Source organism: Burkholderia sp. MSMB1498, assembly GCF_001526245.1.
GTDB classification, from domain to species: Bacteria; Pseudomonadota; Gammaproteobacteria; order Burkholderiales; family Burkholderiaceae; genus Burkholderia; species Burkholderia savannae.
This window is the reverse complement of record NZ_LOYJ01000026.1, coordinates 43,930-65,622: the sequence shown is the minus strand read 5'-3', so window position 1 is coordinate 65,622 and position 21,693 is coordinate 43,930. Positions and strand designations below refer to the sequence as shown.

20 protein-coding genes and 1 other RNA gene are annotated in these 21,693 nt (G+C 67.7%); 3 read left to right on the top strand and 18 right to left on the bottom strand.

What is annotated here, in order from left to right; genetic code table 11:
• Nucleotides 1-188 precede the first annotated feature (188 nt).
• From bamB to ndk, 7 genes are all read right to left on the bottom strand, one after another.
• The gene (gene bamB, locus WS91_RS05645) at nucleotides 189-1,334 is read right to left on the bottom strand and encodes an outer membrane protein assembly factor BamB (protein WP_038749175.1); all 1,146 of its coding nucleotides are present in this window, start codon (nucleotides 1,332-1,334) and stop codon (nucleotides 189-191) included.
• Nucleotides 1,335-1,378: 44 nt separating this feature from the next.
• Nucleotides 1,379-2,008: a tetratricopeptide repeat protein gene (locus WS91_RS05640; protein WP_038749172.1), complete on the bottom strand. Its 630-nt coding sequence runs from the start codon at nucleotides 2,006-2,008 to the stop codon at nucleotides 1,379-1,381.
• Nucleotides 2,009-2,061: 53 nt separating this feature from the next.
• Complete coding sequence (hisS, locus tag WS91_RS05635) at nucleotides 2,062-3,402, bottom strand: histidine--tRNA ligase (protein WP_059580828.1); 1,341 nt, start codon at nucleotides 3,400-3,402, stop codon at nucleotides 2,062-2,064.
• 19 nt (nucleotides 3,403-3,421) lie between these two features.
• Nucleotides 3,422-4,726, bottom strand: coding sequence for a flavodoxin-dependent (E)-4-hydroxy-3-methylbut-2-enyl-diphosphate synthase (gene ispG / locus WS91_RS05630; protein ID WP_038749260.1), 1,305 nt, complete (start codon nucleotides 4,724-4,726; stop codon nucleotides 3,422-3,424).
• A 90-nt stretch (nucleotides 4,727-4,816) separates the two neighbouring features.
• Nucleotides 4,817-5,899, bottom strand: a complete 1,083-nt coding sequence (locus tag WS91_RS05625) for a RodZ domain-containing protein (RefSeq protein ID WP_038749166.1) — start codon at nucleotides 5,897-5,899, stop codon at nucleotides 4,817-4,819.
• Between the two features lie 147 nt (nucleotides 5,900-6,046).
• Nucleotides 6,047-7,183, bottom strand: coding sequence for a 23S rRNA (adenine(2503)-C(2))-methyltransferase RlmN (gene rlmN, locus WS91_RS05620; RefSeq protein ID WP_059580820.1), 1,137 nt, complete (start codon nucleotides 7,181-7,183; stop codon nucleotides 6,047-6,049).
• Between the two features lie 42 nt (nucleotides 7,184-7,225).
• Entirely contained in the window at nucleotides 7,226-7,651 is a 426-nt protein-coding gene (ndk, locus tag WS91_RS05615; RefSeq protein ID WP_038749160.1) for a nucleoside-diphosphate kinase, read from the bottom strand.
• 248 nt (nucleotides 7,652-7,899) lie between these two features.
• Between ndk and WS91_RS05610 the strand changes: the two genes are divergently transcribed.
• Complete coding sequence (locus WS91_RS05610) at nucleotides 7,900-8,598, top strand: Bax inhibitor-1/YccA family protein (protein ID WP_038749157.1); 699 nt, start codon at nucleotides 7,900-7,902, stop codon at nucleotides 8,596-8,598.
• A 104-nt stretch (nucleotides 8,599-8,702) separates the two neighbouring features.
• Here the strand turns inward: WS91_RS05610 and rlmD are convergent, their stop codons facing one another.
• Complete coding sequence (rlmD, locus tag WS91_RS05605; protein ID WP_038749154.1) at nucleotides 8,703-10,100, bottom strand: 23S rRNA (uracil(1939)-C(5))-methyltransferase RlmD; 1,398 nt, start codon at nucleotides 10,098-10,100, stop codon at nucleotides 8,703-8,705.
• Nucleotides 10,101-10,176: 76 nt separating this feature from the next.
• On the opposite strand from rlmD, the gene WS91_RS05600 reads away from it, so the two are divergent.
• Nucleotides 10,177-11,037 carry an endonuclease/exonuclease/phosphatase family protein gene (locus tag WS91_RS05600; protein WP_059580817.1) on the top strand — a complete coding sequence of 287 codons (861 nt, stop codon included), beginning with the start codon at nucleotides 10,177-10,179 and terminating at the stop codon, nucleotides 11,035-11,037.
• A gap of 90 nt (nucleotides 11,038-11,127) precedes the next feature.
• Here WS91_RS05600 and WS91_RS05595 read toward each other — a convergent pair whose 3' ends face one another.
• The 10 genes from WS91_RS05595 to ffs all read right to left on the bottom strand — a co-directional run bounded on the left by WS91_RS05595 (nucleotide 11,128) and on the right by ffs (nucleotide 20,823).
• Nucleotides 11,128-11,904: a 3'-5' exonuclease gene (locus WS91_RS05595; protein WP_059669906.1), complete on the bottom strand. Its 777-nt coding sequence runs from the start codon at nucleotides 11,902-11,904 to the stop codon at nucleotides 11,128-11,130.
• 7 nt (nucleotides 11,905-11,911) lie between these two features.
• Nucleotides 11,912-13,000 (bottom strand): RNA polymerase sigma factor RpoS, encoded by a 1,089-nt coding sequence (gene rpoS / locus WS91_RS05590; RefSeq protein WP_038749147.1) that lies wholly within the window; start codon nucleotides 12,998-13,000, stop codon nucleotides 11,912-11,914.
• A gap of 11 nt (nucleotides 13,001-13,011) precedes the next feature.
• The gene (locus WS91_RS05585) at nucleotides 13,012-13,884 is read right to left on the bottom strand and encodes a peptidoglycan DD-metalloendopeptidase family protein (RefSeq protein ID WP_038749144.1); all 873 of its coding nucleotides are present in this window, start codon (nucleotides 13,882-13,884) and stop codon (nucleotides 13,012-13,014) included.
• An 11-nt stretch (nucleotides 13,885-13,895) separates the two neighbouring features.
• Nucleotides 13,896-14,897 carry a protein-L-isoaspartate(D-aspartate) O-methyltransferase gene (locus WS91_RS05580; RefSeq protein ID WP_059580904.1) on the bottom strand — a complete coding sequence of 334 codons (1,002 nt, stop codon included), beginning with the start codon at nucleotides 14,895-14,897 and terminating at the stop codon, nucleotides 13,896-13,898.
• Nucleotides 14,894-15,655, bottom strand: a complete 762-nt coding sequence (surE, locus tag WS91_RS05575) for a 5'/3'-nucleotidase SurE (RefSeq protein ID WP_038749141.1) — start codon at nucleotides 15,653-15,655, stop codon at nucleotides 14,894-14,896. The genes WS91_RS05580 and surE overlap by 4 nt, the downstream gene beginning before the upstream one ends.
• A gap of 105 nt (nucleotides 15,656-15,760) precedes the next feature.
• A complete protein-coding gene (locus WS91_RS05570; protein WP_038749138.1) occupies nucleotides 15,761-16,966 on the bottom strand; it encodes a CaiB/BaiF CoA transferase family protein in 1,206 nt (401 codons plus the stop codon).
• A gap of 67 nt (nucleotides 16,967-17,033) precedes the next feature.
• Nucleotides 17,034-17,636, bottom strand: a complete 603-nt coding sequence (recR, locus tag WS91_RS05565) for a recombination mediator RecR (RefSeq protein WP_081989624.1) — start codon at nucleotides 17,634-17,636, stop codon at nucleotides 17,034-17,036.
• 31 nt (nucleotides 17,637-17,667) lie between these two features.
• Nucleotides 17,668-17,994 (bottom strand): YbaB/EbfC family nucleoid-associated protein, encoded by a 327-nt coding sequence (locus WS91_RS05560; protein ID WP_006026979.1) that lies wholly within the window; start codon nucleotides 17,992-17,994, stop codon nucleotides 17,668-17,670.
• A gap of 92 nt (nucleotides 17,995-18,086) precedes the next feature.
• The gene (locus WS91_RS05555) at nucleotides 18,087-20,570 is read right to left on the bottom strand and encodes a DNA polymerase III subunit gamma/tau (RefSeq protein ID WP_059669905.1); all 2,484 of its coding nucleotides are present in this window, start codon (nucleotides 20,568-20,570) and stop codon (nucleotides 18,087-18,089) included.
• 154 nt (nucleotides 20,571-20,724) lie between these two features.
• An RNA gene (gene ffs, locus WS91_RS05550) (signal recognition particle sRNA small type) lies at nucleotides 20,725-20,823 on the bottom strand.
• Between the two features lie 409 nt (nucleotides 20,824-21,232).
• Between ffs and trxA the strand changes: the two genes are divergently transcribed.
• Nucleotides 21,233-21,559 (top strand): thioredoxin TrxA, encoded by a 327-nt coding sequence (gene trxA, locus WS91_RS05545; RefSeq protein ID WP_009890789.1) that lies wholly within the window; start codon nucleotides 21,233-21,235, stop codon nucleotides 21,557-21,559.
• The last annotated feature ends 134 nt before the right edge of the window (nucleotides 21,560-21,693 follow it).

Here is a 21,693-nt window from a genome sequence, read left to right as displayed (position 1 = left end):
GCCGACTCGGCGCGCAGGCGGCGGCATACGTGTCGCGCCGCTCATTTTTTTCGATTCGCTCCCGGCCCCGCGGACCGCGCGATGCCGCGCCGCCGGGCCGCGTGCGCCCGGCTACGGCCGCACGCACGCGTCAAAAAATACGAAGCGCGGCCGGCGAAACGCGCGGCCGCGCGAAAAACGCCGCGCGCTTAGCGCGGACGGAAACCGTACACGCCGCCGTCCTGCGTCTGGATGACGAGCGTGTTGCCGGCGAGCACGGGCGCCGCGGCGATCGCGCTGCCGTCCGTCTTCATCCGGGCGACGAACGTGCCGTCGTCGCGCGACAGGAAGTGCACGAAGCCCTTGTAGTCGCCGAACACGACCGCGCGGCCGAGCAGGTACGGCACGCCGACGTCGCGGCTCTTCAGCTTGTCGTTGCGCCAAAGCTCCTTGCCCGTCGCGACGTCGTAAGCCGACACGACCGACCAGTCGTCGCCGCCCGCGACCACCGTATCGTCCTGCGCGACGCCGCTGCGGCTCGAAAACGATTTTTCCCACAGCGGACGGCCCGAGTTCGCGTCGAAGCAGCCGAGCTGGCCCTGGAACGTCACCGCGCAGGTCTCGGCGCCGACGAGAGTCGGCGCGCCCGTCACGTCGTTGATCCGCTCGACCTCCGTCACGCCCTTCGGGAACGACACGGGCGTCTGCCAGAACGGCTCGCCCGTCTGCAGGTTCAGCGCGACGAGGCCGCCGCCCGGAAAGCCCGCGAGCACCGCAGCGTCGCCCGCGAACGTCATGCCGGCCGACACGCGCAGATTGAGCGGCACCGCGCGATTGCGGTACGTCCACTTCTGCTCGCCCGTCTGCCCGTTGAACGCGATCACCTGGCCGTCGATCGTGCGCACGATCACGAGGCCGTTGCCGACGAGCGGCGGCGAGAAGACCTCGCCCTGCACGCTCGTCTTCCACAGCAGCTTGCCGTCCGGGCCGAGCACGAACACGCCGCCCTTCAGCGCGCCGACCGCGGTCAGGGTGCCGTCGCTGCCGACGCCCGCCGACAGGTCGGAGCCGACCTTCGCGCGCCAGACTTCCTGGCCCGTCTTCGCGTCGATCTTCTCGACCGAACCGTTCGCGCCGGCGACGTACACCGCATCGCCCACCGCGACGGGCGAGAACGAGTAGCGGCCGCCCTTGCTGACGCTCGCCTTCCACACTTGCTGCACGTCGAGCACGGGTTTGAACTCGGTAAGCGGCGTCGGCACGCGGCGCGCGTCCTTCGTTGACGAACAGGCCGCGAGAACCAGGACGGCCGCCGCGCAGGCAACGGGTGCAGCGTAACGTTTCAGCAGATTCATCGATAGCGAAGCAAAGTTAAGTTGTAAAACGAAAGCGCACGCGCTCAACCGCCGAGCGCGTCCAGCTTGAACTGCACGAGTTGGCGGGCGGAGGCGTCATCCTTCGGCAGCGAATCGAGCGCGAGCTTGTACGCGGCGCGCGCGTCGTCGCTCTTGCCCTGCGCGGCGAGCAGATCGCCGCGACCATTCGCGACGGCGCCCTTGAACGCCTCGGGCGGCGTGCCCGACAGCAGCGCGAGGCCTGCGTCGTACGCCTTCTCGTCGAGCAGCAGCGACGCAAGACGCAGTGTCGCGATCTGCTTGTACTCGCCGTCCTTCGCATGATCGGCGGCCCACTGCAACTGCGCCTTCGCACCCGCCGTATCACCCGCGCCGTACAGCGCCTTCGCCGCCTCGAGCGCCGTCATCTGCGCATAGGCGGTGCCGCCGAACTTGTCCTCCATGTCCGACGCGACGCGCGACACTTTCGCCTTGTCGTTCGACTGGACGGCCTGCTGCACCTGCTCGTAGAGCACGGCCGCTTGCGCGGCCTGGCGGCGCTGCCAGTAGTTCCAGCCGTTCCAGGCGGCCGCGGCGGCGAGGACGGCGATCGCGATCCAGGTCGTCAGATTGCCCCACCGGGCCCACCACGCCTTCAGGCTTTCAATCGATTCTTGTTCGTCGTGATAACTCATCGCCTAGCGATTCCTTCCTGTACACGCTTCTTTGTCGAGCGGATGCGCCGCGATCAGTCGTCGCCGTCTTCGGCGGTTGCAACCATCGCATTGATTAGAAAATCGGTCAAGCTTTCGACCGGCACGGACTGCTGAACGTTCTTTTCGCCGTCGTCGCCCGCGCCGCGCAGCGGCTTCACGCTCGCCGTGCCGTTTGCCATCTCGTCGTCGCCGAAGATCACCGCGAACGCCGCGCCGCTCGCGTCGGCACGCTTCATCTGCGACTTGAAGCTCGCGCCCGCGCCGTCCGCGCTGCAGTGGAAAATCACGTCGAGGCCCGTGTCGCGCAGACGCTCCGCGACGACGAACGCTTGCTCGCGCGCCGCGTCGCCCTGATGGACGACGTACACGTCGACGCCTTCCTGCTCCGGCACGAGGTTCTCTTCCTTCAGCAGCTCGAGAATGCGCTCGACGCCCATCGCCCAGCCGCACGCGGCGGTCGGCTTGCCGCCCAGTTGCTCGATCAGCGGATCGTAGCGGCCGCCCGCGGCGACCGTGCCTTGCGCGCCGAGCTTGTCGGTCACCCACTCGAATACGGTCAGATTGTAGTAATCGAGCCCGCGCACGAGCCGCGGGTTGATCGTAAACGGCAGGTTGTTCGCCTTCAGCAGGCGCTGCAGGCCTTCGAAGTGCGCACGCGACGCGTCGCCGAGGAAGTCGATCAGCTTCGGCGCATTCTGCACGATCTCCTGCAGCGCGGGATTCTTCGTGTCGAGCACGCGCAGCGGATTCGTGTACAGGCGACGCTGGGCGTCGTCATCGAGCTTCTCGACGTGCTGCTCGAGATACTTGACGAGTTCGACGCGGTGCGCCGCGCGCTCCTGCGCAAGGCCGAGCGAGTTGATCTCGAGCTTGATGCCGGTGAGGCCGAGATCGTCCCACAGGCGCTGGCACATCATGATGATTTCCGCGTCGGCGTCCGGCCCCGCGAAGCCGAGCGCCTCGACGCCGACCTGGTGGAACTGGCGATAGCGGCCGCGCTGCGGACGCTCGTGGCGGAACATCGGGCCGACGTACCACAGGCGCTTCGGCCCGTCGTACAGCATGTTGTGCTCGATGGCCGCGCGCACGACGGCCGCGGTGTTCTCGGGGCGCAGCGTCAGGTTCTCGCCGTTGAGCGCGTCGACGAAGCTGTACATCTCCTTCTCGACGATATCGGTCACTTCGCCGATGCCGCGCGTGAAGAGCTGCGTATGCTCGACGATCGGCGTACGGATGTTCTGATAGCCGTACGCGCGCAACAGCGACTTCACGGTCGCCTCGAAGAATTCCCACAAGCCGGCATCCTGCGGGAGGATGTCGTTCATGCCCTTCACGCCCGCGAGCTTCTCGAGCTTTCGCTTTTGTTCTGTCATCTGAAATACGGTGGACGAATTAATTCTGGACCGCAACGCGGCCGTAGGTGCGCGCGACGTAATCGCTCACGATCTGCTGGAATTCCTCCGCGATGCGCTCACCGCGCAGCGTCTTCACTTTCTGGCCGTCGACGAACACGGGCGCGGCCGGGTTCTCGCCCGAGCCCGGCAGGCTGATGCCGATGTTCGCGTGCTTCGACTCGCCCGGGCCGTTGACGATGCAGCCCATCACCGCGACGTTCATCTTCTCGACGCCCGGATATTCCTTGCGCCACGCGGGCATCTGCTCGCGCAGATAGGTCTGGATCTGCAGCGCGAGCTCCTGGAACAGCGTGCTCGTCGTGCGGCCGCAGCCCGGGCACGCGACGACCATCGGCGCGAACGAGCGCAGCCCCATCGTCTGCAGGATTTCCTGGCCGACGATCACTTCGCCCGTGCGCGACGCGCCGGGTTCCGGCGTGAGCGAGATGCGGATCGTGTCGCCGATCCCTTCCTGCAGCAGCAAGCCGATCGCGGCCGTCGACGCGACGATGCCCTTCGAGCCCATGCCCGCCTCGGTGAGACCGAGATGCAACGCGAAGCCGCAGCGGCGCGCGAGCTCACGATACACGGCGATCAGATCCTGCACGCCGCTCACCTTGCACGACAGCACGATCTTCTCGCGGCCGAGGCCGAGCTCCACCGCGCGCTCGGCCGAGCCGACCGCCGACTGGATCAGCGCCTCGTACATCACGCTCTGCGCTTCCCACGGCTCGGCGCGCGCGCCGTTCTCGTCCATCATCCGCGCGAGCAGGTCCTGGTCGAGGCTGCCCCAGTTCACGCCGATGCGCACCGGCTTGTCGTACTTGATCGCGGCCTCGATCATCTGCGCGAACTGCGAATCGCGCTTCGCGCCCTGGCCGACGTTGCCAGGGTTGATCCGGTACTTCGACAGCGCTTCCGCGCACTCGGGATAGTCGCGCAGCAGCAGATGCCCGTTGTAATGGAAATCGCCCACGAGCGGCACGGATACGCCCATCCGGTCGAGCTGCTCGCGGATCGCCGGCACGGCGGCGGCGGCCTCGGGCGTGTTCACCGTGATGCGCACGAGCTCCGAGCCCGCGTTCGCGAGCTCCTTCACCTGGATCGCGGTGCCGATCGCATCGGCCGTGTCGGTGTTCGTCATCGACTGCACGCGCACGGGCGCCGCGCCGCCGATCGTCACGAGCGTCCCGCCCCAGCGGACGTCGACCGCATGCGACACGCGCCGCGGCGCATGCCCGCCGAACACCGGCTCGGTTGAACAAATCTGACTGCTGCGTGGGGATTGAGCTTCGGATTGCATCGATAGATCCAATTTACGCCAAACGCGCCGCCCGCTTGGCGACGCGCGAAAGAGAACAGCGCCGTGCCCGGCCGGCCACGGCGCTTGCCGTCAGGGCAATGCGAAACGCGCGACGTTGCCCCGAGCCGTCGAGTATTTTGCCGGATCGACGGGCTTGCCGTCGAAAGCGATCGATTCGAGCCCGGCCTTGTTGCCGATCGTGACCTTGAGCGGCGCATCGCCTGCAACCTGCTTCGTCTCGCCGGCGCGCACGAGCGACGAGAACAACTCCTTGCCGTTCTTGTCGCGCACGCTGAACCAGCAGTCCTGCGCGACCTTCAGCGCGACCACCGACTGACCGGGCGCGGCCGTTACGACGGCGCTCGCGCCATCGGCCCCCAGTGCCGCCGATTGTTGCATCGATTGCGCCGGTTGCGCGGCGGCGACCGGCGTCGAAGCGGGCGGCACGGCCACCGCGCTCGCGACGGCAGGCGCGGAACCCGCGGCCGGCACGCTCGCCACCACCGCATCGCCCGCCGACGCGCCGCCGACCGACTGCGTCGCGCTCGCCGCGACGGCGCTCGCCTGCGTCACCGTGCCGGACACCGCCGCGCTCGCCGGCAGATCGGACGCGGCGCCCTCCGGCTGCGCACGCGCGCCCGACGCGGCTTCGCCGGCCCCGCTCGACTTCAAGCGCGCGAGCCAGTTCGACGATTCGCCGCCCGTACGCCACATCGCCGCGGCGATCAACGCGACGACGACCGCCGCGACCGCCCACAGCCACGGCCGGCCGCGCGACGAGCCGCCGAGCGGAATCGACACCCGGCCGCGCGGCAGATCGGTGCCGGCCGACGCGGGCATCGACAGATCGACCTCGGGCACACCCTTCTCGCGACGCAGCGCCTGCGCGAACGGTTCCGGATCGACGCCGAGCATCTTCGCGTAACTGCGCACGAGGCCAAGCGCGAAAGTCGTCCCCGGAAGCTGACTCGTATCGCCCGCCTCGAGCGCCTGCAACTTCGACGCCGCGACCTTGAGCCGCGCGGACACGTCGTCGACCGACCATCCCTTCGCCTCGCGCAACTCCGCGAGCCGCGCGCCCACTGCCGCGACCGACGCAATGCCGCCGCCGGCCGCCGCCGGTTTCTCGCCTGCGTTCGTCTCTGGGCTCTTTGACGGCTGCGGTTCGCTCATCCTCATCCTCGCGTCGATTCTTCTTGCCTGCACGCCCGCACCGGCTCCGGCCAGGCTCGCAACACCACCGTTGTCACACACTGCGCGGCGCCGCGCGCCGCCCCCGATCGCTTTACGCGTATTTCACTGCCGGCCCGGGCATCCCCGTCAAACCGCCCGGATCTCGATAATCTTTGCCGCGCCCGTTCGCTCGGCAAGCCGCGTGCGGTCCTTGACCGCGCCCGCCAGTTGGCCGCAGGCGGCGTCGATGTCGTCGCCGCGCGTCTTGCGGATCGTCGTCACGATGCCGGCGTCGATCAGGATCTGCGCGAAGCGCTTGATCTGTTCCGCCTTCGAGCGCACGAGCCCCGATTCCGGGAACGGATTGAACGGAATCAGATTGAACTTGCACGGCACGTCGCGCGTCAGCGCGAGCAGCTCGCGCGCATGCGCGTCGGTGTCGTTGACGCCGTCGAGCATGCAGTATTCGAACGTGATGAAATCGCGCGGCGCGACTTTCAGATAACGCTGGCACGCGGCCATCAGCTCGCGCAGCGGATGCTTCTTGTTGAGCGGCACGAGCATGTCGCGCAGCGCGTCGTTCGACGCGTGCAGCGACACCGCGAGCGCGACGGGCAGCTCGGCGCCGAGCTTGTCCATCATCGGCACGACGCCCGAGGTCGACAGCGTCACGCGCCGGCGCGACAAGCCGTACGCGTTGTCGTCGAGCATGAGGCGCATCGCGGGCACGACCGCCGAATAATTGAGAAGCGGCTCGCCCATGCCCATCATCACGACGTTCGTGATGACGCGCTCGGCCTTGCCGTTCGGGCCGGGCGCGCGCCCGAGCGACGCGCGCAGCGCGAATTCCGCCATCCGCAGTTGCCCGACGATCTCGCCCGTCGACAGATTGCGGGAAAAACCTTGCTTGCCGGTCGAGCAGAAGCGGCAATTGACCGCGCATCCCGCCTGCGACGACACGCACAGCGTGCCGCGTGTTTCCTCGGGGATGAACACCGTCTCGACCGCGTTGCCGTTGCCGACGTCGATAAGCCACTTGCGCGTGCCGTCGGCCGACACGTGATCGCTCAGAATGTCGAGCGTGCCGATCACGGCGCGCCCTTTCAGCTTTTCGCGCAGCGACTTCGCGAGATCGGTCATCCCGTCGAAATCGGCTGCGTTGTATTGATGGATCCAGCGCTGCAGTTGCTTAGCGCGAAACGCCTTCTCGCCGAGGCTGCCGCAGTACGCGACGAGACCCTCGGCGTCGAGGTCGAGTAGATTGACGATGGTTTCGCTCGCCATGATGCCCTGCCTTGCCGCCAGACGCGCCGGACCCCGACCCGCTCAGCGCGAGTAGACGTTCATTTCCGGGAAGAAGAACGCGACTTCGCCGCGCGCCGTTTCCGGTGCGTCCGAGCCGTGCACGGCGTTCGCGTCGATGCTGTCCGCGAAGTCGGCGCGGATCGTGCCCTTTTCCGCCTTCTTCGGGTCCGTCGCGCCCATCAGGTCGCGGTTCTTCAGGATCGCGTCCTCGCCTTCGAGAACCTGGATCATCACCGGGCCCGAGATCATGAATTCGACGAGATCCTTGAAGAACGGACGCTCGGCGTGCACGGCGTAGAATTTCTCCGCATCGGCGCGCGACAGGTGCGCCATGCGCGCCGCCACGATCTTCAGGCCGGCGTTTTCGAAACGGCTGTAGATCTGGCCGATCACGTTCTTCGCCACCGCATCCGGCTTGATGATCGACAGGGTGCGCTCGAGTGCCATAAAAACTCCAAGAAATTAAGAGGTTACAGTTTCAAATGAATCCGCTATTGTAACACGTTCCCGTGTATCATTGCGATTGAACCCTTACACGACAGAAAGGTTCTAACACTTCGCGTTTCGCGGGCACCGAGACGTTGAAACCTCCGCCCTCGAAACCTATCTTAGGGGTAGCGGCCTGACGGCTTATTGCGGCGCAACAAGCGCGCCGCCGGCCGGCGGCGCCGCCACGTTCCATGTTAGGAGAAACCATGAACGACTATCCGTACAACTTCGGCCGCGGCGGCGCGATCAGCACGGCCGAGACTCGCAACCGCGTGCTGCGCAACACCTACTGGCTTCTTGCGCTGTCGATGGTGCCGACCGTGCTCGGCGCCTGGGTCGGCGTCGCGACGGGTTTCTCGCTGTTCGCCGCGACGAGCCCGATGATGAGCCTTCTCGCGTTCTTCGCGATCGCGTTCGGCTTCATGTTCGCGATCGAGCGCACGAAGAACAGCTCGGCCGGCGTGTTCGTGCTGCTCGGCTTCACGTTCTTCATGGGCCTGATGCTGTCGCGCCTCCTGAGCTTCATCCTCGGCTTTTCGAACGGCCCGTCGCTCATCATGCTCGCATTCGGCGGCACCGGCGTGATCTTCGCCGCGATGGCGACGGTCGCGACCGTCAGCAAGCGCGATTTCTCCGGCCTCGGCAAGTGGCTCTTCGTCGGCGTGATCGTGCTGCTGCTCGCAATGGTCGCGAACGTGTTCCTGCAGTTGCCGGCGCTGATGCTCACGGTGTCGGTGCTCGCGATCGTGATCTTCTCGGCGTACATGCTGTTCGACGTCCAGCGCGTCGTGAACGGCGGCGAGACCAACTACATCAGCGCGACGCTCGCGATCTACCTCGATCTGTACAACGTGTTCACGAACCTGCTCGCGCTGCTCGGCATCTTCGGCGGCAACCGCAACTGAAGCCCGGCGGCGCTTCGTCGCGCATCACGAAAAACCGGCCCCGAGGGCCGGTTTTTTCATGCCCGCGCGCCGCGCACGGCGCACGGCGCCGCGAAAGCAACGCGTCACGCGCGCTCGAAGAGCGCGATCGATTCGACGTGCGACGTATGCGGAAACATGTTGACGACGCCCGCGCCCTTCAGCCGGTAGCCCGCCTCGTGCACGAGGAGCCCCGCGTCCCGCGCGAGCGTCGACGGGTTGCACGACACGTAGACGATCCGCGCGGGCAGCGGCCCGACGCCGCTCTGCGCGATGTCCGCAAGCGCCTTCGACACCGCGAGCGCGCCTTCGCGCGGCGGATCGATCAGGAATTTGTCGAACGCGCCGAGCGCGCGCAGATCGTCGGCCGTCACCTCGAACAGGTTGCGGCACGCGAACGACGTGTGGCCGTCGACGCCGTTTTCCTTCGCGTTCGCGAGCGCGCGCACGCTCAGCGTCTCGCTGCCCTCGATCCCGACCACCTCGCGCGCGAGCCGCGCGAGCGGCAGCGTGAAGTTGCCGATTCCGCAGAACAGATCGAGCACGCGATCGTCGCGCGAGGGCGCGAGCAGCCGCAACGCGCGCCCGACGAGCACGCGGTTGATCTGGTGATTGACCTGCGTGAAGTCGGTCGGCTTGAACGGCATCCGGATGCCGAATTCGGGCAGCGTGTAGTCGAGCTGCACGTCGAGCGGATAGAACGGCGCGACCGTATCCGGCCCCTTCGGCTGCAGCCAGAACTGCACGCGGTGCGTGTCGGCGAATTCGCGCAGCAGCGCCTCGTCGGCCGCGTTGATCGGCTCGAGCACGCGCAGCACGAGCGCCGTCACTTGCGAGCCGACCGCGAGCTCGATCTGCGGCATGCGATCGCGGATCGACAACTGCTCGACGAGCCTGCGCAGCGGCACGAGCATCGCCGACACGTGCGGCGGCAACACCTCGCAGCTCGTCATGTCGGCCACATAGCTGCTCTTCTTCTCGTGGAAGCCGACGAGCACGCCGCCCTTCTTCGCGACGTGGCGCACGGTGAGGCGCGCGCGATACCGGTAGCCCCAAGACGGGCCGTGTATCGGCGCGAACATCGCTTCGGCGCGCAGCTTCGCGAGATGCCACAGGTTGTCCTCGAGCACGCGCTGCTTGATCGCGACCTGCGCGCGCATATCGAGATGCTGCATCGAGCAGCCGCCGCAGGTGCCGAAAAACGCGCATTTCGGCTGCGTGCGCATCACGCTCGGGCGCAAAATATCGACGACTTGCGCCTGCTCGTAGGTCGGCTTCCGGCGGAAGCTCGAATACGTGACGCGCTCGCCGGGCAGCGCGCCCTCGACGAAAATCACCTTGCCGGGCTCGCCGTTTTCGTCGACGACGCGGCCGACGCCGCGCGCTTCCATGTCGAGCGAATCGATATCGAGAACCGGGGCGCGATCGGGCGCGGCGCTCGCATGCGACGCGCGGCGCGTGGAGAGAGGGACGGCTTCTGACACCAGCTTTTCCTGACGAACGATTGTGGGGAAAGGCGAGATTGTAGACGAACGGCCGTCACGCAACGGAGATTCGACGATGCGACTCATCAGTTGGAACATCCAATGGGGACGGGACGCCGACGGCACGGTCGATCTGGCGCGCACGATCGACGCTGCCCGCCGGCTCGGCGATTTCGACGTGCTGTGCGCGCAGGAACTCACGCGCGGCTTTCGCGCGCTGCCGGGCGGCCCTTCCGACGATCAGTATGCCGAACTGGCGACGCTGTTGCCAGAGTATGCGGTGTTCGACGCGATCGGCGTCGATCTGCCGCCGACCGAGCCGGGCGCGCCGCGCCGGCAGTTCGGCAACGCGCTCGCGACGCGGCTGCCGGTCGAGCGCGCGATGCGCCACGCGCTGCCGTGGCCCGCGAGCGCCGCCGCGCCGTCGATGCCGCGCTGCGCGCTCGAAGTCACGCTGCGCGCACCGTTCGGGCCGCTGCGCGTCGTCGTCACGCACTTGGAGTATTACTCGGCGAAGCAGCGGCTCGCGCAAGTCGACGCGTTGCGGCGCCTGCACCGCGAGGCGGCCGCGCACACGCGCGCGAGTGCGCCGCCTGAGACGCCGACAGGTCCGTTCGCGCCGTCCGCGCGCGCGGCCGACGCGATCGTCTGCGGCGATTTCAACAGCGCGTATCGCAGCGGCGCTTACCGGCGCTTTCTCGCGCCGTTTCCCGACGCGCCGTGCTTCGTCGACGCGTGGCTCGCGCGCCATCCGGGCGAGACGCCGCCGATGACCGCAGGCGTCTACGACACCGAGCAGTGGAAGGAGGGGCCGATGACCTGCGATTTCGTGTTCGTCACCGACACGCTCGTTCGCCGCCTGACGCGCTGCGAGATCGACGGCGCGGTGCGCGCGTCCGATCATCAGCCGATCGTGCTCGAACTGAGCGATGCGTGAGCGCCGGCGAGCCGGCGAGAAAAGAGACGCGTTTCGGTTTCGCGGCGTCGAGAGAGAGCAGCGTCCGCCCTACGGGGGACGCCGGACGGTTCACGCGTCGAACGCGGCGAGGTATTCGGCCCAGTGCGGCGCCGGCTCCTGCACGAGCGAATTCTTCACGAGCGCGATCTCTTCGGTGTACTCGGCGGGCGACAGACCACCGCGCATCTGCTGGAACCGACAGTACAGCAAGTAGGTGTTCACGACGTCGGTCTCGCAGTAGTTGCGGATCTCCTCGATCCGCCCTTCCTGAAACGCCTTCCACACCTGGCTGCCGTCCATCCCGAGCTTGCCCGGAAAGCCGCACAGCTTCGCGAGCGCGTCGAGCGGCGCGCTCGCGCGCGGCTGATAGAGCGCGAGCAGATCCATCAGGTCGAGATGCCGCGTGTGGTAGCGCGACAGGTAGTTGTTCCACTTGAAGTCGCGATCGTCCTCGCCCATGTCCCAGTAGCGCGGCGCCGCGACGCCGTGCACGAGCCCGCGGTAATGCAGCACCGGCAGATCGAAGCCGCCGCCGTTCCACGACACGAGTTGCGGCGTGTACTTCTCGATCACGCGGTAGAACGACTGGATCAACGTCGCCTCCGGGTCGCCCGGTGCACCGAGCGAGCGCACGCGAAAGCCGGTGTTGTCGCGGAACACGCACGAAATTGCCGCGACCCGTTGCAGATGAAGCGGCAGGAAATCGCTGCCCGTCTTCTCGCGGCGCGCGGCGAACGCGTGCTCGGCCACTTCGGCATCGGTGAGGTCGGCGGGCAGATCTTCAAGACGGCGAATGCCGTCGACATCGGGAATCGTCTCGATGTCAAAAACCAGAATCGGTGTCATCGATGAATTACAGAACGGCGTCCTTGCGCACGCCGTTGGATGCGAAAAACCGCTTGAGCCGCACGAGCGCTTCCTGCTGGATCTGGCGAACCCGCTCGCGGGTCAGCCCCATCTCGTCTGCAAGCTCCTCGAGCGTCGCGGGTTCAATGTGATTGAGGCCGAAGCGCCGCTCGATCACATGGCGGTGCTTGTCGGACAGGCGCGACAACCATGCGCGCGTTAGCGTTTCCAGTTCGCGGTGCTGAACCTCCGCATCGGGCGACTGGCTCTGGTCGTCGGGCAGCAGATCGAGCAGGCTGCTCGCCGGATCGAGATCGAGCGGCGCATCGAGCGATGCGGTGTGCTCGTTGAGCGCGAGGATGTCGGTGACTTCCTCGGCCGTCTTGCCCGTCAGATACGCGATGTCGTCGATGCTCGCCTCGCGGCGCTCGGCCGCCGCGCCCGTCGACAGCGAGTTCTTTTCCAGATGGCGCTTCGCGCGCAGCACCTGGTTCAGCTCGCGGATCACGTGCACCGGCAGCCGCACCGTGCGCGCCTGATTCATGATCGCGCGCTCGATGCTTTGCCGTATCCACCAGGTCGCGTACGTCGAAAAGCGAAAGCCGCGCGTCGGATCGAACTTCTCGATCGCGTGCATGAGCCCGAGGTTGCCTTCCTCGATCAGATCGAGCAGCGGCACGCCGCGATTCAGATAGCCTTTCGCGATGCTGACGACGAGCCGCAGATTCCGCTCGATCATCACCTGCCGCGCGTCGAATTCGCCCGCCTTCGCGAGCCGCGAATAGCGCTGCTCTTCCTCGACCGTCAAGAGCGGCTTCACGCTGATGCGATTCAGGTAGTGCTGGATCGTGTCGGCAGTGAGCTCCGCCTGCAGAAGCGCCCGGAAATCGTCCAGATCGGGTGACGCGTCGGCTGCATCGCCGCGCCCTTCGCGCGAGTCGTCCGAATCCGCTTCGCGCGGCTCGTAGTCGCGTTCGTTGTCGGCGGCGTCTTCATCCTCGTCCGTCGAAGCGCCAGCTCGCTCCACCGATGCTTGCGTGGCTCGACTGATCTTCTCAGACTCGGCTTGCGGCTCGTGGCGCTTCGATTTCGGCATGGTCGTCTCGTTTATTGAGGCGGCAAATACTTCAGCGGATCGACAGGTTTACCCTGCCGGCGAACCTCGAAATGCAGCATCACACGGTCGGAATCGCTATTGCCCATCTCTGCGATCTTCTGGCCTTTCGTCACCGCGTCCCCCTCTTTTACCATCAAAGCGCGATTGTGTGCATACGCCGTGAGATAAGTTGCGTCGTGCTTGATGATAATGAGATTGCCGTAGCCGCGCAGACCGTTGCCCGCATACACCACGCGGCCATCAGCGGCGGCCTTCACGGCCTCGCCGGCCGGGCCGCCGATGTTGATCCCCTTGTTCTTCGAATCGTCGAACGTGTTCAACAGCGCACCGCGCACCGGCCACGCGAACGACAGGTTACTGCTCGCCGCAGGCGCAGTCGTTTCACTCGGCGCGGGCGCGGCAGACGGCGCGGCGCTCGCGGTGGAACCGGAGCCATAGATCGGCGGCACCGCAGCCGGGCCGCTCGACAGCGGTGGCGTCGCCGCGCCGCCCGCGACCGGTGCGGCCGGCGTCGCGCCGCCGGCTGTCGGCGAGACGCGCAGCAGTTGATCGACTTCGATCTGATTCGGGTTCGTGAGGTTGTTCCACGCTGCGATGTCGCGATAGTTCTGGCCGTTCTCGAGCGCGATCCGATAAAGCGTGTCGCCCGGCTTCACCCGGTAGTAACCCGGGGGCGCAGGCGGCAGCGGCGCGGGCGGCTGCGCGGCAGCCGTCGTGCCGAGCGAGCCGGAACGATCGACGACGGGCGCCTGGTCGAGCCGCGTCGCGCACGCGGCGAGCAGCGTGAAAGCCGCCATGCAAATCGCGCGCTGAGCGAGCGAGAGCGGTAACTTCAAACGATTGTTTTGCATCGCGCGCAGCATACTCATCGGTATCAAATCACTCCGGATTTTAAAGGGACAAAGAAAACGCGATCAAGCCGCGACTCGCGCCACTGCGCGGGTGCGACGCGCTCCACGAGCGTCAACACCTGCTCGCCCGCCTGCTCTCCGACAGGCGCGACGAGCCTGCCGCCGATCGCCAATTGTTCCAGCAGCGCCCGCGGCACGTCGAGCCCCGCCGCCGCGATCACGATCGCGTCGAACGGCGCCGCGGCGGGCAGGCCCACGCGTCCGTCGCCGTAATGCAAGCGGATGTTCGGCACGCGCAGCGGCCGCAAATTCAGTTTTGCGCGCTCGTAGAGCGGCTTCACGCGTTCGATCGAATACACGTCGCGCGCGACGCGGCTCAGCACCGCGGCCTGATAACCGCAGCCCGTGCCGATTTCGAGCACGCGCTCGAGCACGCGGCCGGCCGCCGCGAGTTCGATCATCCGCGCGACGACCGACGGCTTCGAGATCGTCTGCTGATGCCCGATCGGCAGCGCCGCGTCTTCATACGCCTGAGCCGCGAGCCCCGGATCGACGAACATGTGGCGCGGCACGGCCGCCATCGCGGCCAGCACGCGCGGATCGGCCACGCCGTTTGCCCGCAGCCTTTCGACCATGCGCTCGCGCACCCGTTCCGAAGTCAGCGCGAGCGCGCCGCTCAACGCGACATTCGGCGCGGCGCCCTTGTCGCCGCTTTTCGCGGCGGCGGACGGCGCGCCCTTCGCGACGCCGGGCAGGCCCGACGCGGATTTCTTCGCGTGCGCGGACTTCGGTGCGGACACGCGGCCGCCCGTCGTGGCCACGCGGCCGCCCGTCGTGGCGGCTGCGCGCTGCGGCGCGCGCCGGTCGGGCACGAGGGTCGATGTGGCGGCGGGCGCGGCGGCAAGGCGCTGGCGGGCGGCGTCGCCCGCCGCCTGGCGCTCGGCCGCGCGCCCTTCGGGCTTGCGCGGCTCGCGCTTCAGGTCCTCGAGCGCGAGCGGAAACCGCTTCGCGCGCTCGCCGCTCATGAAGCGCCGCTCCCGGCACGCGCCCATTCGCGCGTGGCTGCCAGCATTTGCGTGTGCGTGAGATCGAGCTGCAGCGGCGTGATCGACACGTAGCCCGCCGCGGTCGCGTGGAAATCGGTGCCCTCGCTCGCGTCGCGCGCGTCGCCCGCCGCTCCGATCCAGTAGATCGGCTCGCCGCGCGGATTCGTTTGGCGAATCACCGGCTGCGACGGATGGCGCTTGCCGAGCCGCGTCACGCGCCAGCCCTTCAGCTCGTCGTACGGCAGGTTCGGAATATTGACGTTCAGCAGCGGCCGGCCGGACAGCGGATTGTCGAGATAGCGGCGCACGATCTCGGCCGCGACGCGCGCGGCGTCGCCGAGGTGCGCCCACTCTTTGTGAACGAGCGAGAACGCGATCGCCGGCACGCCGAACATGATGCCTTCCGTCGCGGCCGCGACCGTGCCGGAATACAGCGTGTCCTCACCCATGTTCTGGCCGTTGTTGATTCCCGACACGACGAGGTCCGGCTTCGCGTCGAGCATGCCCGTCAGCGCGACGTGCACCGAATCGGTCGGCGTGCCGTTCACGTAGTAGAAACCCGTGCTCGCCGAACGCGACACCGAAAGCGGACGCGACAGCGTAAGCGAGTTCGACGCGCCGCTGCAATTCTGCTCGGGCGCCATCACCATGACCTCGGCCAGCGGGCACAGCGCTTCGTACAGCGCGGCGATGCCGGGCGCAAGGTATCCGTCGTCGTTGCTGAGTAATATTCGCATCCGCCGATTGTAACCGAGGAAAGATTGCGCGAGAGCGACAGCCCCGGCCGCCTCGCGTGCAGCGTGCGACGGCGCAAGAAGCGCGTACCGCGCGGCCCTCGGCGCTCAGATCACGCGCTTCTCGCGCAGCACGGCGATCGCCTGCGCGTCGTAGCCGAGCGCGCCCAGCACCTCGTCCGTATGCTCGCCGAGCTCGGGGCCGAGCCAGCGCGTTTCGCCGGGCGTGCCGGACAGCTTCGGCGTCACGTTCGGCAGCGGGATCTCCGCGCCGCCCGCGAGTTTGAAACGCTGGATCATCTGGCGCGCGGCGAACTGCGGATCGGTGAACATGTCGGCTACGCTGTAGATTCGCGACGCGGGCACGTCCGCGGCGTTCAGCACCGCGAGCGCGTCGTCGATCGTGCGCTCGGCGAGCCACGCGCCGATCGCCGCATCGATTTCCTGCGTGCGCGGCACGCGGCCGTCGTTGTGCGCAAGCGCGGGATCGCCCGCGAGATCGTCGCGGCCGATCGCGTTCATCAGGCGCTTGAAGATCGGATCGCTGTTGCCGCCGATCACGATGCTGCCGTCGCGGCACGGATACGTGTTCGACGGCACGATGCCCGGCAGCGACGCGCCCGTGCGCTCGCGCACGAGCCCGTAGACGCCGTACTCGGGCACGACGCTCTCCATCATGTTGAAGACGGCCTCATAGAGCGCGACGTCGACGACCTGCCCCGCGCCGCCGTTCGCGTTGCGGTGATGCAGCGCCATCAGCGCGCCGATCACGCCGTGCAGCGCCGCGATCGAATCGCCGATCGAGATGCCGATGCGCGGCGGCGGCAGCTCCGGATAGCCCGTGATGTGGCGCAGCCCGCCCATCGATTCGGCGATCGCGCCGAAGCCGGGACGGTCGCGATACGGGCCCGTCTGCCCGTAGCCGGACAGGCGCACCATCACGAGGCCCGGATTGTCGGCGGACAGCACGTCGTAGCCGAGACCGAGCTTCTCGAGCAGCCCCGGGCGGAAGTTCTCGACGACGATGTCGGCTTCACGCGCGAGGCGGCGCACGATCTCCTTGCCCTCGTCGGACTTCAGGTTGATCGTCACCGATTTCTTGTTGCGCGCCTGCACCGACCACCACAGCGACGTGCCGCCCGCCTCCGGATACAGCTTGCGCCACTTGCGCAGCGGATCGCCGCCGTTCGGATCTTCGATCTTGATGACGTCCGCGCCGAACTCGGCGAGCAGGCGCGCGGCGAACGGGCCCGCGATCAGCGTGCCGAGTTCGAGCACCTTGACGCCCGAAAGCGGGCCGGGAGTTGCGCTCATGTCGCTTCCTTGGATCGTTGAACGGTACGCGCGGCGCGAGGCCGCGCGGCGCCGGCGCGCGCGCCGGCTAGAGGGTGCGCCTGTCGAGCATCGCGCGGGCGATCGTGCCGGCGTCGACGTATTCGAGCTCGCCGCCCACCGGCACGCCCCGCGCGAGCCGCGTGACGGCCAGGCCGCGCGCCTTCAGCGTCTGGCCGAGATAGTGCGCGGTCGCCTCGCCTTCGTTCGTGAAGTTCGTCGCGAGCACGACCTCCTTCACGACGCCGTCCGATGCGCGGCGCACGAGGCGGTCGAAATGGATCTCCTTCGGCCCGATGCCGTCGAGCGGACTCAAGCGCCCCATCAGCACGAAATACAGCCCGCGATAGGTCATCGTCTGCTCGAGCATGATCTGGTCGGCGGGCGTCTCGACGACGCACAGCAGCGTCGGGTCGCGCTCCGGATCGCTGCAGACCTCGCAGATCTGCGCCTCCGTGAACGTGTTGCACTTCTCACAGTGACGCAGATGCTCGGTCGCGAACAACAGCGAGCGCCCGAGCCGCTCCGCACCCTCCCGATCGTGCTGCATCAGGTGATATGCGATGCGCTGCGCGGATTTCGGTCCGACGCCCGGCAGCGCGCGCAGCGCTTCGACGAGCCCGGACAGCGCGGAAGGCGGCTTGATGCTCATGCGCTCACGACGTCGGCCGAACGGTTCATCGTCAGAACGGCAGCTTGAAGCCGGGCGGCAGCGGCAGGCCCGCCGTCATGCCGCTCATCTTCTCCTGCGACGTCGCCTCGGCCTTGCGCACCGCGTCGTTGAACGCCGCGGCGACGAGATCCTCGAGCATGTCCTTGTCGTCGGCGAGCAGGCTCGGATCGATCGACACGCGGCGCACTTCGTTGCGGCAGGTCATCGTCACCTTGACGAGCCCCGCGCCCGACTGGCCTTCCACTTCGATGAGAGCCAGTTGCTCCTGCATCTTCTTCATGTTTTCCTGCATCTGCTGGGCCTGCTTCATCAACCCGGCGAGTTGGCCTTTCATCATGGACTTGCTCCTTCTAATCGATTGCGAACGGGCGCGATCTTAGCGCCCGCTCATGAATATGGGAATCGGATGCGGGATGCGACCGATTCGCGTCAATGCAGCGTCGGCGCCGCGCCGTCCGACTCCGGACCGACGGGCCGAATCGAGCCCTCGACGATGCTCGCGCCGAATTCGCGCAGCAACTGCTGGACGAACGGATCGGCGCTCATCTCGTGCTCGGCGTCGCGCTGCCGCTTCGCGCGCTCGGCGGCGGCGAGCGCGGCCGCGGTGCGGCGCGCCGGGCCGACCTCGACCGCGACGTCGACCGGCTTGCCGAGCGCGTCCGCGAGCGCGGCCTTCAGCTTCGCGACCTGCGCGGCATCCGCGTATTGCGGCACCGGCACCGACAGCTTGAGCGCGCCGCCGTCGACCGACGTCAGTTCGCTGCTGAACGCGAGCTGGTAAGCGACGCCCTTGAGCGGCAGGCTCGCCGCGAGCGTCGGCCATTCGCCGTCGAAGCCGATCGCGTCGAGCGGAATCGGCTCCGGCAGCGGCCGCGTGTCGACGGGTGGCGCGGGCGCCGGCTTCGGCGCGACCCGAACATCGTCGGGGCCGCTGTCGAACACCGGGACGAAACCGTCGTCGGGCGGAATGAAGCCGTCGTCGATCGACAACGGCACGTAATCGTCGGGCGGGATGTCCTCCCACGGCGGCGGCGCGTTGCGCGCCCCGGATCTCGCGTCGGCGCGCGCGGCACCATTCGGCGAAGCGCCGCCCTGCACCGGGCGCGTGCGTGGCGTCGGAACGGGCACCTGCACGCGCGGCGCGGATTTCGCGGCGGGGGCGGCGGGCGCAGCCGCGCGCGCTGCGCCCGCGCCGGCGCCTCGGCCGCGATCGGACGACACGCGCATGCCCGCGTTACGCAGCACGTCGAGTGCGGCGGCCGCGCCGGTGGCGCGCGACGCCGAAGCGGCGGCGGCAGGAGCGGCGGGCGCCTCGGCCGGCGCTTGCGGCACGGGTGCGGTGGAGGCCGGCACATCGGCCGCTTCAGCCTCCGATGCCGCGCAATCCTGCGCGGCCGCGTCGAACTCCGTGGCGGCCGTCGATTCGGGCGATGCGGCCGAACTCGGTGCTGATTCGGATGCGGCGCCCGGCTGAGCGTTCGGCGACGCGTCGGAATCGAGGCCCGAATCGAGGCCTTGATCGGCGTCCGGCGTGGCGGCGCGCGACGGCGCGCCGCGCTCGTCCGAGCGGACGTCCGTCGTAACACGCGCGCTCGCGGCGGCCTCGCCGCTTCGCTCGGCCACTGCCGGCTCGGTCTGCACGGTCTGCACGGTCGGCAAGTCGGCGCGAGCCGCGGCCGCGCGCGCGACAGTCGCCTTCGGCGCCTGCACCCCGGCGGCCGCGGACGCCGCCGGTGCGCCGAGCACCGCAGCCGCTCGCGCGTTCGACTTCGGCGCGGCGCCGGCCGCCTGCGCGGGCAACCCGCCGCCCGGCGCGCCGCCGCCTGTCGGCGCCGGCTCGAACGCAAGCATCCGCAGCAGCGTCATCGTGAAGCCCGCGTATTCGTCGGGGGCAAGGCCGAGCTCGCCGCGCCCGACCGTCGCGATCTGATAATAGAGTTGCACCTGCTCCGGGCTCAGGAACTCGGCAAAGCGGCGCAGGTCGGCCGCTTCGGGCCATTCGTCGAGCACCGACGCCGGCGCGAACTGCGCCCACGCGATCCGATGCAGCAGGCTCGCGAGATCCTGGAGCGCGGCCGAGAACGACAGGCTGCGCAGCGCCATTTCGTCGGCGACGGCGAGAATCTGCGGACCGTCGGCCGCGGCGAGCGCGTCGAGGAGCCGCACCATGTAAGTCTGGTCGAGCGTGCCGAGCATGCCGGACACCGCGGCTTCCGTCACTTCGTTCGCCGAATACGCGATCGCCTGATCCGCCAGCGACAGCGCATCGCGCATGCTGCCTTGCGCGGCGCGCGCGAGCAGACGCAGCGCCTGCGGCTCGAACGCGATCCGCTCTTCGCCGAGAATCCGCTCGAGATGCGACACGATGTGGCCGGCCGGCATCTGCTTCAGATTGAACTGCAGGCAGCGCGATAGCACGGTGACGGGAATTTTCTGCGGATCGGTGGTCGCGAGGATGAACTTGACGTGCGGCGGCGGCTCCTCGAGCGTCTTCAGCATCGCGTTGAACGCGTGGTTCGTCAGCATGTGCACTTCGTCGATCATGTAGACCTTGAAGCGCGCATCGACGGGCGCGTACACCGCGCGCTCAAGGAGCGCGGCCATTTCGTCGACGCCGCGATTGCTCGCCGCGTCCATCTCGACATAGTCGACGAAGCGGCCTTCATCGATTTCGCGGCACGCGCGGCACACGCCGCACGGCTGCGACGTGACGCCCGTCTCGCAATTGAGCGCCTTGGCGAAGATGCGCGACAGCGTCGTCTTGCCGACGCCGCGCGTGCCCGTGAATAGATAGGCGTGATGCAAACGCCCGCCGTCGAGCGCGTGCGTGAGCGCCCTGACGACGTGCTCCTGGCCGACGAGCGAAGCGAAATCCTTCGGACGCCACTTGCGTGCGAGAACTTGATAGGTCATCAGGAAATTGTATCAGCAACGCTGCGCCGCGCCGACAGGTTGAACGCCGCGAAACGCATGCATGCCGACGCCGATCGGGAAGCGAAACGAAAGGAGGAAAAACGGAAGCGCGCGCGGGAAAGACGGAAAGACAAGCACGAGAAGACAAGCGGAAGGTGACGAGCCCGACCCTCGGCACTGGCGGAAAACGGCTGTGGCTGCTTCGTTCCCGACCTGACCAGGTTGACCGCCCCACCATGCGAGGAGGCCCGTCACGGTGCATTCTAACATCGCTTCGCGCACGACGCGACCGTTATTCGCATACGAGACGACAAATCGCGAGAGCCCGACCGCCGCCGATTCGCGCGCCCCCGACGCCGCGTTCTCGCACACCCGACGCCGCGCGCAGCCCGCCTCTTGCAATTCGCCGCGCCGGGCCCATTTGATGCGCACGCGGGCGACACGCCTGAAATGCTACGCATCCCTGTTCGCGTGACGACTACTATCGCCGTCAACAGCGGATAGCAATTTAGGCTAATATGACGCCCGAATGACCCGCGAGCCGCGGCATGCAGCGCTCACGCCCTTCTTTTCGCAAGAGCGGAGCTTCCTGCCCCGGCGACCGGCAAAGCCCGTGGGCAGCCGGCGCAGGCAGTCCCCGAACCGAAAGAGGTATTGACCCAATGAGCGAACAGATCAAACACATCAGCGACGCATCGTTCGAGCAGGACGTCGTCAAGTCCGACAAGCCGGTCCTGCTGGACTTCTGGGCCGAGTGGTGCGGTCCGTGCAAGATGATCGCCCCGATCCTCGACGAAGTCGCGAAGGACTACGGCGACAAGCTGCAGATCGCGAAGATCAACGTCGACGACAACCAGGCGACGCCCGCGAAGTTCGGCGTGCGCGGCATCCCGACGCTGATCCTCTTCAAGAACGGCGCGGTCGCCGCGCAGAAGGTCGGCGCGCTGTCGAAGTCGCAACTCACCGCGTTCCTGGACAGCCATCTCTAAATCGATGCGCCGTCGCGCACGTGTTGTCAGCCGGCAACACGTGCGCCGCTAAATCCGCCGATCGGTCGCTCAAGCCTGAATCGGCCTATGCTAGAATCAAAAACGTCGATAAGACGCATATAAGTCTCTGAGCG